Below are 12,633 nucleotides of genomic sequence, written 5' to 3'. Positions count from 1 at the left end.
AACTCGGCGTCGCACGCCCTCACTTCGACGGCGCCGTGCGCCGCCTCCCGCCCGCCGGCGACGGCCCCGCCTGCGAGAACTCCCCCGCCGGCAGCCCGAACTCCGCGCTGCGGCAAGGCCCTCACTGCCATACCCCACCGCACGCCACAGACACCAAGAGCCTTCAACGGCTCCACACGGCTACTCTCACCACTCGGGTGTCGAACAGGGCGGAATGTCCGCACGAACTCCACATCCTCGTGCGGTAGTTCGGCTATGCCAGTGGGTAATGCTGCTCGGGTACCGAACGGGGTCAGGTCGGCGACAACGCCAACTCCCGCCCTCACACAAGCGGGTCGTGATTGCAAGAAGAGAGAGCGAATCAGCCAAAGCCCCAAGGTGATCTTGAAGTAACGGCAGGCTCGGTCCATATTTGCTCACGGCCAGACCAGGGACGGGACCGCAACCGAGAAAGGCCCCCCACAGGGCGGCCAAGCGGAAGCAACCGCGGAGGAGGGCTCGTCATGGATCGCTACTTCACGGACCATCGGCACAAGCAGCTGCGCACCGTCGTACGTGACTTCGCCGAGCGCGAGGTCAGGCCACGGATACCGGAGATGGAGGCGACCCGGGCCGCCTCCCTCGGGCTCTCCCGGCTGATCGCCCGTCAGGGGTGGATCGGCGCCACTGTCCCGAGCGCATACGGAGGCATGGGCGCAGGCCATCTGGCCAAGACCGTCATCATCGAGGAACTCTCCCGGGTGAGCGGCGCGATGGGCGCCATGGTGCAGGCCTCACAGCTCGGCGTCGCAAAGATCATTCACTTTGGCAACGAGGAGCAGAAGAAGACCTGGCTCCCCGCAATTGCCTCCGGCGACTGCCTCCCGACCATAGCGGTGACAGAACCCGGCTCCGGCGGCCACGTCCTCGGCATGACGAGCTCAGCCGTCAGAGACGGCGACAGCTACATCCTCAACGGCAGCAAGACCTACGTCGGCAACAGCCATGTCGGCGATCTGCACGGCGTCGTCGTGCGCACCGGAGAGGGCTCCGGCGGGCTCTCCGCTTTCCTCGTGGAGGCCGGGCGGCCCGGCTGCCATCTCGCCGAACAGCGCCCTTCCATGGGCCTGCACGGCTTCAGCTTCGGTGAGCTCGTCTTCGACAACTGCCGGGTCCCCGCGGCGAACATGCTGGGCGGCGAGGGAGACGGACTGCCTGTCGCCTACTCGTCCAGCGTGCTCTACGGCCGTGCCAACCTGGCAGCGGTCTCGCTCGGCATCCACCAGGCCATTCTGGACGAGACGACGACGTTCTGTGCGGAAAGGCAGCGATACGGCGCACCGTTGGCCGACCTGGGAGCCGTGAAGCTGAAGCTCGGCCAGATGCAGTCCCGGCTGATGACGGCCCGGCTCGCCCTGTACCACGCGGTGCGTCTGCTCGACGAGGGACAGCCCTGCGACGCGGAACTGATGAACGCCAAGCTTGTGAACGTCGAGTACGCCCTCGACTCGGCGCGCGAAGCGATGGAAGTTCACGCCGCCTGCGGCCTGTTCACCGACCGGCCCGTGGAGCGCTACCTGCGCGACGCGCACCACATCTTCGCGCCGGCCGGCACCTCCGACGTACAGAAACTGCGGCTGGGCGAGGTGGCCCTCGGCAGGGCCAAGGGCTCGTGGTCGCACCGGCTCTCGGAGCTGGTGCAGACGGAGGAGCCCAGCCCCGTACTGTCCTGACGGCAACTGCCGGGGTCCGGACAGCACTCGGCCCCGCCGGACCCTGGGGATCCGGCGGGGTCTGCTGCGGTGACCCCGCACCCGGCGTACGTGCGTACGCGGCGCTCCCGCGTACGCCGGGCGTCAGGAGCCTTCGCGCTCCCGGCGGTGGATGCGGTCCACCATGTCGGCGGCCATTGACTTGATGGTCTCCAGGCCCTGCCGGCCCCACGGCCGCGCCTCCTGGTCGACCACGCAGACGGTGCCCAGCGCCATCCCGGTGTGGTCGATCAGCGGGGCACCCATGTAGGAGCGGATGCCGATCTCGTCCACCACGGGATTCCCGGCGAACCGCGGATAGTCGCAGACGTCCTCCAGCACGAGGGCCTTGCGCCGTACCACGACGTGCGGGCAGTACCCGTGGTCCCGGGCCATCACCCGGCCCGGCTGGGCGGCCGAGGGAGCCGTCGGGTCCAGCTCCACCGCCTGGTCGGAACCGGGCGTGTAGAGCCCGGCGAAATACTGCCGCCGCTCGTCGATGAAGTTCACCATGGCGTACGGCGCTCCGGTGATCCGCGCCAGCTCGCGCGCGAACTCGTCGAACTCCGCGACCGGCGCGTCGCCGATCCCCAAGTCCCGCAGCCGCACGACCCGGTTGGGCGCCTCGGTGTCCTCGGGAGTGAGCAACAGGTGGCTGGTGGGGTCAAATGACATCGGTGCCATGGGCGCTCCTTGAATCGAGCAGATGCTGTACGAGGGAAACCAGGACCTGAGTGCCGGAGCTGCCGTGCCGGGCGTCGCAGAGCACCACCGGCACCTCAGGTTTCAGATCTATGGCGGCCCGCACCTCGTCCGGGTCGTACCGGAAGGAGTCGTCGAACTCGTTGACCGCCACGATGAAGCCGATACCGCGGCGCTCGAAGAAATCGACGGCGGCAAAACAGTGTTCGAGGCGCCGGGTGTCGGCGAGCACCACGGCCCCCAGCGCGCCCGCGGACAGTTCGTCCCACATGAACCAGAAGCGCTCCTGTCCGGGCGTGCCGAACAGATAGAGCACGTGGTCCGCACTGAGACTGATCCGTCCGAAGTCCATGGCGACGGTGGTGGTGGACTTGTCCTCCACTCCCTCCAGGCTGTCCGTCGCCGCGCTGACCTGGGTCAGCAACTCCTCTGTGCTCAACGGCTCGATCTCGCTGACGGCGCCCACGAACGTGGTCTTGCCGACCCCGAAGCCCCCCGCGATGAGGATCTTCAGCGCGGTCGGAAAGGGATCGGCGCCGTGCGGCTGCGAGTGCCGCGGTTCCAGGGGGACGCCCCCGGTGCTGCGCAGCGTCTCAGAGTCGTTTACGGAGCCCATCCAGCACCGCCTCCAGCAGGTCTCGGTCATTCGGATTCGGCCCCAGCGGCGCGCGCGGTGCCCTTGCGGCGACGGCCCCGCAGTCGACCAGGTCCGAGAGCAGCACCTTGGTCACCACAGCGGGCTGACGTATCTGTGCGGCGAGTTCGGCAACCGACACCGGCGGGCCGCCGCACAGGCCCAGCACGTGGTTGTGGTCCGGGCCCAGGTAGCCCTGCGGCCGGCTGCCGGTTGCCATCACGAGCGTCAACAAGTCGAATTTCGCCGTGGGTTCGGTCCGCCCGTTGCTGACGGTGTACGGACGGACCAGACGCCCCGCGGCGTCGTCGAGCCACGGACCTTCGACGGGACCCTCTGCGGGGTCGGATCGCATGGGCAGGGACCTCAGTGTCCCGCCGGCTGCCGGGCCGGCGTCGCGAGGTACGGCCGCACACTCTTCACCAGCATCGCCATCTCGTACCCCAGCACGGCAGCGTCGGCCTCACGCCCGGCGATCACGGCCAGGCAGGCGCCCTGCCCGGCCGTGGAGACGAAGAGGAGCGAGCTGTCGAGCTCGACCACCACTTGACGCACCTCGCCGCCCTCGCCCAGCCGTACTCCCGCGCTGCGCGCCAGGGAGTACAGCCCCGAGGCGAGGGCCGCCATGTGGTCGGCGGTGTCGGGCTCCAGGCCGTGCGCGGACTTCACCAGTCCGTCCGAGGACAGCAGGAGCGCGCTGCTCGTGTGCGGCACACGCTGGACGAGTCCGGACAGCAGCCAGGAAAGGTCGGTCGGCTGCCCGATGGGTGCTTCGCTCACCATGATCGCGTTCTTCTCCTTGGGGACGGGGCCGCACTACTGGGCCGGCCGGGCACCGGGCTCCGAGCCGGCTCCCTGGCCCTCGTTGCCATCGGTCTCCTCGGCGAGGCTGGTGCCACGCCGGAAGGCCGCCATCAGTCCGGGGTCGTGCCCCTGGTCCGCGTCGTCCGCCGAGCCGCCGTCGCTGCCGGCGTGCGGGGGCGTACGGGGCGCGTCGCGCAGCTCGGGCACGAGGTGCTCCTGGCGCCTGCGCTTGGGAAGCAGGGGCCGTTCGCTGTTGGGCACTTCGGCCGCCGGCCCGGCTGCCGCCTCGGGAGGTTCGCTGTCGGCCCGCACGAAGGCGCGGGGGCGGTCCTGCCCGTTCCGCGGCTCACCGTGCTGCGGCTCGCCCTGCGGCACGTGGCCGTGCTGCGAATCGGCGTGCTGCGACTGCCCGTTGGCCACGTGCCCGTTCGAGGGCACCGCGTTCCACTCCGGCGCGGACTGGCGCTGCTGCACCGGTATGGACGGAGCCGCGGGCGGAACCTGCGCCGGGGCCTGCCGGCCGCCGCCCGCCGCGGGGGTGGGGATGTCGCGCTCGGCCCGGACCCGGGCGGCCTGCGCGGCGGCGCCTGCGGCCGTGGCCTGAGCCTGCGATCCGCCCGCCGGCTGGACCGCGGCGCGGGGCGCGGACTCGTTGCCGTGCTCGGGCTCCTCGCCGAGCAGCCCGCCGGGCAGGACGAGGACGGCCTGGATGCCGCCGTAGATGTTGCTCTGCAGCTGGACCACGACGCCGTGCCTGCGGGCCAGCGCGGAGACCACGAACAGGCCGATGCGGCCGTCCTGGAGGAGCTCGCCGACGTCGATCCGCTCGGGGTCGGAGAGCACGGCGTTCATGCGGTTCTGCTCGGCGGCGGTCATGCCGAGGCCGCGGTCCTCGACCTCGATCGCCAGACCGGCCGTCACATACTGGGCGCGCATCAGGACCTGGGTCTGCGGCGCGGAGAAGATGGTGGCGTTCTCCACGAGCTCGGCGAGCAGGTGGATGACGTCGGCGACGGCGTGCCCGCGCAGCGTGCCCTCGACCGGCGGCACCAGCTTGACCCGGGGGTACTGCTCGACCTCGGCGATGGCGGAGCGCAGCACCTCGGTCATGGTGACCGGGCGGCTCCACTGCCGGCGGGAGACGGCGCCGCCGAGGACGGCGAGGTTCTCCGCGTGCCGGCGGATGCGGGTGGCGAGGTGGTCGACGTGGAACAGGCCCTTGAGCAGGTCCGGGTCCTCGACCTCGTTCTCCAGCTCGTCGAGCAGCTCGATCTCGCGGTGCACCAGGGACTGCAGCCTGCGGGCGAGGTTGACGAAGACCTCGACCTTCTCCTCGCTGCCGCTGGAGCTGCTGCGCATCAGGGCCGCGGTCTCGGTGACGGCGGTCTCGGCGGCGCGCTGCGAGAGGGTGAGCTCGTGGGCGAGCAGTTCGAGTGCGTCCGCGTCGGCCGAGGGCTCGGGCAGCGGGGGCTGGGGGCGGTTACGGGGCCGCTCTCCCTGCTCGAACCCGCGGACCAGCGTACGGATTTCGGTCTGGCCGCGGTCCACGGTGCGGCGCAGCTGCGCGTACCGCTCCACCGTGCTGCGGGCCTCCGAGGTGGCGAACAGCGCCGCGGCGACGACGGCCCCGCACACGAGCAGCAGGGCTGCGCCGAGTATGACCCACAGGGTGGCGCCGTCGGCGCCGGGAGCGGGGGCCCCCGCGGCGTCGACGGCTCCCCTGGCCGTCATCACATAGGCCACGACGGCGGCGGCGACCACGGCGACCGCCCCCGCGGGCAGCACCGCGAGCCGCACCATGCGGTGGCGCACCACCGTGTCGCTCGGGCTCTCGGGGACGGGCGCCCTGCCGTGCCGCCGCCGCGTACCGTTCGCACCGTTCACGGTGGGCGGGGCGGGCGTCTCCGCGGGGCGGGGCCCGGGGGGACGCGCGGGAGCGGACGTTCCCCTTCCTGTCTGCACCGCATGGCTCGGGGGTTCAGGCATCGGAATCCTCGGTCGAGTTGGGCGGGTTGACGAAGGCGACGGGCGCGCGCACGGCATGCCGTCCGGGCTCAGCGCGTGGCCACGCTATGCCTCGGGACAGCCGGGCGCAGACGCGGATGACATATTCGCCACCCCTCGCCAGCTCCCATCGAGTGAACCCACCGCTCGTGTGTTCGACAGCTTCACGCGGGGGCAACTCCCGGGCGGAGTACGGAAGTTATCACTCCGCGGGAGTGCGTTTGTCCCCGCGTTCACCTTGCCGGGACCCCCGGGAAACGGTGTTCGCGCTGTACAGACCGGTGCCGGACGGGGCTGTCGGTGATCGCGAGAACGACCGAAACGGAACGTGGGGCCCCGGATGACGGCGGGAGAAACACCGGCACTTCCGTGCCTTCGGCAGGATCCCGGCACATACCGGCTCGGCATATGCGCAAGCGTCACGCCCGAGGTGCGACGTCGTACGCCACGGCGCGGGGTGGTACGCCACCGGGTGCGCGTCACGGCCGCGCGCCCCACGCATGCCACCCCGCCCGGCTCCGTACATCCGACCCGGACGGCCTTGCTGATTCTCAATTCAGTACGGCCGTGATCAGGGGCGATATTGACATGCTGTTCGGCGCCTCACGATACTGACTGGAGATTCAGTTGCCGTAGCGTTCCAGCACCCTGGAGGGTCCGTGCCCGTCGTCAGTTCCGCGTCAGCAGCCCGCGCCGCGCCCCGTACGGGCGGGGAGGCGCTCGTGCGGGCCCTCGCCGCGCACGGCGTCGAGCAGGCCTTCGGCATCCCCGGCACGCACAATCTGGAGATCTACCGCCACCTCGCGGCGCACGGCATCCGGCACACCGCCCCGCGCCACGAACAGGGCGCCGGCTACGCGGCCGACGGATACGCGCGGCTCACCGGCCGCCCCGGCGTCGCCGTCACCACCACGGGTCCGGCCCTGCTCAACATCGCGGCAGCGGTGGGCCAGGCGTACTCGGACAGCGTGCCGCTGCTCGTGATCTCACCCGGCATGCCCCTGCGCCACCCCGTGCTGCCGACCGGCCTGCTGCACGAGATGCGCAGCCAGACCGAAGCGCTGCGCGGGGTCGCCGCGTTCAGCCACCGGGTGTCCACCGTGGCGGAGATCGGGCCCGCCGTGGCCCGCGCCTTCGCCCTGTTCGGCGGCGGACGGCCGCGCCCCGCGCACATCGAGATCCCGCTCGACCTGCTGGAGGCGGCGGAGCCCACGGGCCCCGTACCCGTCGCTCCCCCGCTCCCGCCGGCCCGCCCGGGACCGGACGCCGTCGCACGGGCCGCCGACACGCTGGCCGCCGCGGGCCGTCCGGCGCTGGTGCTCGGCGGCGGCGCGCGCGGCGCGGCGGCCGAAGTGCGGGCGCTGGCCGAGCAGTTGGGCGCCCCCGTCGTCACCACGGCGAACGGCAAGGGCGTCCTCGACGAGCGCCACCCGCTCTCCCTCGGCGTCTCCCTGCACAGCCCCGCCGTACGCGACTGGCTGGCGGACCGCGACGCGGTCCTCGCCGTCGGCACGGAACTCGCCGAGGCCGACACCTGGGTGGACCGGCTCACCCTGCGCGGCGCGCTGCTCCGCGTCGACGTGGACCGCGACCAGATGTACGCGGGACAGCCCGCCGATCTGCCGCTCGTCGGCGACGCGCAGCAGACCCTCGCAGCACTGCGCGACGCGGCCGGCGCGCTGCGCTCCCCCGCGGGCCCGGACACCGAGGCGCTGCGCGCCGTGCACGCCGAAGTCGCCCGCGTACGGGCCGGCCGGGACGCGGAGACCGCCGCGCGGGACAGCCGCTGGCTGCCTCAACTGGCCGCGCTGCGCGCCGTACTGGACGACGACGCGGTCGTCACCTCGGACAGCGCACAGTGCTGCTACTACGGCGCGCTCCCCCACCTGCCCCTCGGCCCCGAGGGCCGCTATCTGCACCCGACGGGCTTCGGCACGCTCGGCTACGCACTGCCGGCCGCCGTGGGCGCCAAGGCCGCGGCACCGCACCGGCAGGTCGTCGCCCTCAGCGGCGACGGCGGACTGCAGTTCAGCGTGCAGGAGCTCGGTACGGCCGCCGCGCTCGGACTGCCGCTGCCCGTCGTGGTGTTCGACAACGGCGGCTACGGGGAAATCCGCGACGGCATGCTCGCCCGGGGCGACACCCCGGAGGCCGTGGACCTGCCGGCCGTCGATCTGCCCGCGCTGGCCCGCGCGTACGGCGGTCACGGCAGCCACGCGGACACCGCCGGGGAGCTCGCCGCCTGCCTGCGCCGGGCGCTCGTCACCCCGGGCCCCACCGTCATCACCGTCCCCGAGACCGCCACACCTCGGACCGCCCCACAGGACACCCGGCACGGCGGCACCGCCGCCGGTACCCGTCAGGAGACCACCGCATGACCACCGCACCGCTCCTCTCCACCACCTGGACCGACCCGGTCACCGGCCGCCGCGGCCACCTCGTCGTCGACCGCCTGGTACGCGGCGTCGCCAGCGGCGGGCTGCGCATGCGGGCCGGCTGCACGCTGGACGAAGTCGCAGGCCTCGCGCGCGGGATGACGGCCAAGGAAGCCCTGCACTACGACCCGGAGGCCCGCTACATACCGCTCGGCGGCGCGAAGGGCGGCATCGACTGCGACCCGCACGACCCGGAGGCGTACGGCGTGCTGGTGCGCTTCCTGCGCGCGATGCGGCCGTACGTGGAGAACTTCTGGACCGTCGGCGAGGACCTGGGACTCACCCAGGACCTCGTCGACAAGGCGGCAGCCGAGGCCGGACTGGTCTCCTCCATCCAGGCCGTGTACCCGCTGCTGGACGACGAGGCGGCAGCCCGGCAGCGGCTCGACGACGCGTTCCGGGTCGAGGTCGACGGCCTCGGGCTCGACGAACTGGTCGGCGGCTGCGGCGTCGCGGAAGCCGTACTGGCCACGCTCGACCGGGCCGGCGTCGAACGCGCGGGCGCGCGCGTCGCGTTGCAGGGGCTCGGCACCATGGGCGGCGCGACGGCGCGCTTCCTGGCCCGGGCGGGGCTCAGGGTCGTGGCGGTTGCCGACGTGAAGGGCACCATGGCGAACCCGGCCGGGCTGGACGTCGAGGCGCTGCTCGCCGCGCGGGACGGGCACGGCGCGGTGGACAGGTCGGCCCTGCGGGACGGCGACACCCAACTGCCGGGCGACGCCTGGCTGTCGGCGGAAGCGGACGTGCTGGTGCCGGCCGCCGTGTCGTACGCGATCGACGCGGACAACCAGCGCGAGGTGACCGCGCGCTGGATCGTGGAGGCCGCGAACATGCCGGTGCTGCCCGAGGCGGAGACGCTGCTGACGGCGCGCGGCGTGACCGTGCTGCCGGACGTGGTCGTCAACTCCGGTACCAACGCGTGGTGGTGGTGGACGCTGTTCGGCGATGTCACCGCCGACGCGGACGACGCGTTCGCGCACACGCGGCGGGCGATGCGGAAGCTGATCGACGCGATGCTGGCACGGGCGGAGGCGGACGGCTCCACGCCGCGCGCGGCGGCCCAGGCCCTCGCCGCGGACCGCGTGCCGCTGCTGGAGGCCCGCTTCGGCACGTACCGCTAGCCGCGGGGGCGACGCCACGCTGAACTCCGGCCCGGCACCTGCTCTCCCCGAGCGGGCGCCGGGCCACACGCATGCGCCCACGCACGCTGCGCCAACGCCCGGGCCGCGTCCCGCTGTCACCGCCGGGCGGTAGCCGTGGGGCTGGCCGCCGCTGCGGCGGGAAGGGGTGCACGGTGTGTCAGTCCTCGGGATCCGCAGGCTCCGGCGGGCCGGAAAGGTGCGGGGTGTGGAACGGACAGGGCCCCGGAACGGAAGCCGTTCCGGGGCCCTGTCGTGTGGGTCTCAGGCGCCGAAGCGGCCGGTGAGGCCGTTCACGTCGCCGGCGACGCCGCTGACGCTGTCGGTCACGCCACCGACGCCGGCGGTCACGCCGCTGACGCTGTCGGTCACGCCGCCCACGCCGGACAGCACGCCGCCCGCGGCGCCGACGGCGGAGCCGACGCCGCCGCCGATGCCGCCGGCCACGTTGTCCAGGTCGGCGTCGGTGAGCTCAGCGGTCTCGATACGAGTCTCGTTGATCATGGGGGGATCCATTCCTCAGTGTGAACCAACTGGCCGGAACCACCAGTTGTGATCGAATCTGATCACGTCGGCAGGATCGGTGGCCACTTGGGACCGGGCTCTTCGCGAGATCCTCACAAGATCTGAAGAGTTGAGTGCGAACCAAGCGGGAACCGACGGCGTCTCCCGCACGAGGGACTACTCCGTACCGGACCCTGTACCGGACCCCGTACCGGCTTCCCTCCGGCGCGCGGCTGCCCGCGTCTTGCGGCCCAGGGCGTAGAACAGCAGCCCCACCGCCAGGAACAGCGCGAGCGGCAGCACTTGGCTGAGGGTGTAGGCGAGACGCTGCCCCTCGAAGCCGGCCGGAAGCGAGTCGGCGGGGTCGCCGTCCGTGCCGAACCAGCCCACCCCGAAACCGGGCCAGAGCAGCACGATCACGGTGAAGAAGACAAAGCCTGTCGCCAGGGCCGTGACCACCCACGCACCCACGCGTCCGCCCGGTACCGCGTAAGGGCGCGGCGTGTCGGGGAACTTGCGCCGCAGCACCACCAGCGACGGGAACGTCAGCACGTACGAGATGAAGGTCGTGCAGATCGTCAGCGAGATGCCGGCGGCGAAGTACTTCTCCGCGTCGCCGCTGGTGAGGTTCAGCGTGACGACGAACAGGATCGAAGCGAGCACGGCGGACAGCAGGTTGACCCGCACCGGGGTGCCGTGCCGTTCGGAGATCTTGCCGAGCCACGCGGGCCCCGCACCGTCCGCACAGGCGACGGCCTGTGCGCGGTGTGCGCCCATCGCCCAGGTGACGCCGCTGGTGAGCAGCGCGACGATCAGCCCGGCCGCCGCGATGCCCCCGAACACCGCGCCGGCGCCGGTCAGAGTGACGGTCCCGTCGGCCGCGATGTGGCCGCCGTACACCGTGAAGGCCGCCTTGCACGCGTCGATGAACCCGCCGAGGCTGCCGATCGCCTCGGACGGCAGGACGAACAGGATGCCCAGGATGGGGCCGCCGTAGAGCAGGAACGACGCGCAGCCGGCGCGCAGAATGGCCAGCGGGATGTCCTTCTTGGGGTTCTTGACCTCCTCCGCCGCCGTGCTGGGCAGTTCGAAGCCGACGTAGTTGAAGATGAGCACGGGGACGAGCGCCACGAACCCGCCGTACGTGGGCACGAACTCGCCCGCGGGCAGCGAGTGCACACCGTTCCGCACCGCGTACACGACGACCGAGACGAGGAAGAAGCCGAGCAGCACGATCCGTGCGACAGCGCCGGCGATGGGCACCCACTTGCCGACCCGTACGGACTGCACGACGCACAGTGCGCCCAGCCAGATGAAGGCGAGCCCCGCCACGTACCGCGTCGCACCCGGCAGCGCCGTGAAGAACTGCTCCCACGTGGTGAGGGCGACGATGCACAGACTGCCGCCCACCCAGACGGGGTTGGTGATCCAGTAGAGGATCTGGTTGACCCCGGCGGCCATCCTGCCGAAGGCGAGCCGCGTCCAGACGTACGGTCCGCCCTGCACGGGAAACGCGGAACCCAGTTCGGAGACCAGCAGCCCGTACGGCAGGAAGAACACGAGCGCGAGGATCAGCATCCAGGTGAGCCCCTGCGGGCCCTCCGCGGCGACCGAGCCGATGGTGTCGATGCCGACGAGGGTGCACAGCAGGAAGAAGAAGACGTCGGTGCGCCGCAGATCCTTGCGGAGGCTGCCGCGCTGCTCGCTCCAGCCCCGGTCGAGATCGGGCGCGCCGCCGGGCTCCTCCGGCGCCGCGGTACGCCGCGGGCGCGCCTTCTGCTCCGGTATCGCTGTCGTCGGCTCTCCGGCAGGATGTACGGCCGTCACAAACGCGCTCCTTCTTCGGCTGTCGGGTGCGCCGCCGGGGCGCGGCCCCGGTCGGACTGTCGATCCGCTGCTGCCCGGTTACTTACCGGTCAAACAGTTACTACTGATCGGCGGATCAATAGCGCTCGACCTTTCACCAGCAAGGAGAGCCCGTCAAGAGGCCGTTGCACGGCCGTGACCAGCGCAGCCACGGGTCCGGTGTGTAGGGTGACGGCGTGGCAAGGGTGCGGTTGAGCGTGGCGGAGCGGCGCGAGGAACTCCTGCGGGCTGCTGTACGACAGTTGGAGGAACGCGGCGTCGCGGCACTGCGCATCGCCGACGTCGCGAAGGAGCTCGGCATCAGCAACGCCCTGGTGCTGTACCACTTCGACACCAAGGAGAAGCTGGTCTCCGCGGCCTTCACGCACGCCGCCGAGAGCGACCTGGCCACCCTGCGCACCCTCCTCGACCGGCGCGGCAGCGCCCTCAAACGGCTGCGTGCCGCGGTGCGTTGGTACGCGCCGACCGGCCAGGCCAAGGGCTGGCGGCTGTGGATCGAGGGCTGGGCGGCATCCCTGCGCGAGCCCGAGCTGCGCGCGGTCAGCGAGAAGCTGGACAAACAGTGGAAGTCGGCACTGGCCGAGGTGATCGCGCAGGGTGTGGCGGACGGCGAGTTCCAGTGCGCCGACCCGCGGGGCGCGGCCTGGCGGCTCACGGCACTGCTGGACGGTCTGGCCGTCCAGATGACCGCGTACCCGCGCGCTCTGGGCCGGCGCCGGATGGAGGGCTGGGTCGACGAGGCGCTCATGCGCGAACTCGGCCTGGACGGGCCCACAGGGTAGGCGGCGGCCCGTACAGGGTACTGATTGCCTACG

Annotated in this window: 11 protein-coding genes; 4 read left to right on the top strand and 7 right to left on the bottom strand. The window is 71.9% G+C overall.

Annotated features, from left to right (window positions below; translation table 11 throughout):
• Positions 1–503: 503 nt before the first annotated feature.
• Positions 504–1,712 carry an acyl-CoA dehydrogenase family protein gene (locus AC3AGO_RS28510; protein ID WP_487823108.1) on the top strand — a complete coding sequence of 403 codons (1,209 nt, stop codon included), beginning with the start codon at positions 504–506 and terminating at the stop codon, positions 1,710–1,712.
• 123 nt (positions 1,713–1,835) lie between these two features.
• On the opposite strand, the gene AC3AGO_RS28505 is transcribed toward AC3AGO_RS28510, so the two are convergent.
• From AC3AGO_RS28505 to AC3AGO_RS28485, 5 genes are read right to left on the bottom strand one after another with little or no spacing between them, the layout of a single operon-like run.
• Positions 1,836–2,405 (bottom strand): GAF domain-containing protein, encoded by a 570-nt coding sequence (locus AC3AGO_RS28505; RefSeq protein ID WP_487824857.1) that lies wholly within the window; start codon positions 2,403–2,405, stop codon positions 1,836–1,838.
• Complete coding sequence (locus tag AC3AGO_RS28500; RefSeq protein WP_487823107.1) at positions 2,395–3,048, bottom strand: GTP-binding protein; 654 nt, start codon at positions 3,046–3,048, stop codon at positions 2,395–2,397. The genes AC3AGO_RS28505 and AC3AGO_RS28500 overlap by 11 nt, the downstream gene beginning before the upstream one ends.
• Positions 3,026–3,421: a DUF742 domain-containing protein gene (locus AC3AGO_RS28495; protein ID WP_487823106.1), complete on the bottom strand. Its 396-nt coding sequence runs from the start codon at positions 3,419–3,421 to the stop codon at positions 3,026–3,028. Before AC3AGO_RS28495 ends, AC3AGO_RS28500 begins: the two co-directional genes overlap by 23 nt.
• 11 nt (positions 3,422–3,432) lie before the next feature.
• A complete protein-coding gene (locus tag AC3AGO_RS28490; protein WP_487823105.1) occupies positions 3,433–3,849 on the bottom strand; it encodes a roadblock/LC7 domain-containing protein in 417 nt (138 codons plus the stop codon).
• Positions 3,850–3,882: 33 nt separating this feature from the next.
• Positions 3,883–5,754 (bottom strand): sensor histidine kinase, encoded by a 1,872-nt coding sequence (locus tag AC3AGO_RS28485; protein WP_487823104.1) that lies wholly within the window; start codon positions 5,752–5,754, stop codon positions 3,883–3,885.
• Between the two features lie 779 nt (positions 5,755–6,533).
• Between AC3AGO_RS28485 and AC3AGO_RS28480 the strand changes: the two genes are divergently transcribed.
• The gene (locus AC3AGO_RS28480) at positions 6,534–8,252 is read left to right on the top strand and encodes a 5-guanidino-2-oxopentanoate decarboxylase (protein ID WP_487823103.1); all 1,719 of its coding nucleotides are present in this window, start codon (positions 6,534–6,536) and stop codon (positions 8,250–8,252) included.
• Positions 8,249–9,430: a Glu/Leu/Phe/Val dehydrogenase dimerization domain-containing protein gene (locus AC3AGO_RS28475; protein ID WP_487823102.1), complete on the top strand. Its 1,182-nt coding sequence runs from the start codon at positions 8,249–8,251 to the stop codon at positions 9,428–9,430. The genes AC3AGO_RS28480 and AC3AGO_RS28475 overlap by 4 nt, the downstream gene beginning before the upstream one ends.
• Positions 9,431–9,712: 282 nt before the next feature.
• Here the strand turns inward: AC3AGO_RS28475 and AC3AGO_RS28470 are convergent, their stop codons facing one another.
• Both AC3AGO_RS28470 and AC3AGO_RS28465 read right to left on the bottom strand, forming a co-directional pair.
• Positions 9,713–9,952, bottom strand: a complete 240-nt coding sequence (locus AC3AGO_RS28470) for a type A2 lantipeptide (protein ID WP_487823101.1) — start codon at positions 9,950–9,952, stop codon at positions 9,713–9,715.
• Positions 9,953–10,129: 177 nt separating this feature from the next.
• Positions 10,130–11,779, bottom strand: coding sequence for an APC family permease (locus AC3AGO_RS28465; protein ID WP_487823100.1), 1,650 nt, complete (start codon positions 11,777–11,779; stop codon positions 10,130–10,132).
• A 215-nt stretch (positions 11,780–11,994) separates the two neighbouring features.
• On the opposite strand from AC3AGO_RS28465, the gene AC3AGO_RS28460 reads away from it, so the two are divergent.
• Positions 11,995–12,600: a TetR/AcrR family transcriptional regulator gene (locus AC3AGO_RS28460; RefSeq protein ID WP_487823099.1), complete on the top strand. Its 606-nt coding sequence runs from the start codon at positions 11,995–11,997 to the stop codon at positions 12,598–12,600.
• Positions 12,601–12,633: the final 33 nt, after the last annotated feature.

The sequence above is a fragment of the Streptomyces sp. BL1 genome, from assembly GCF_057628045.1.
This window is presented reverse-complemented; position numbering and strand designations above follow the sequence as displayed.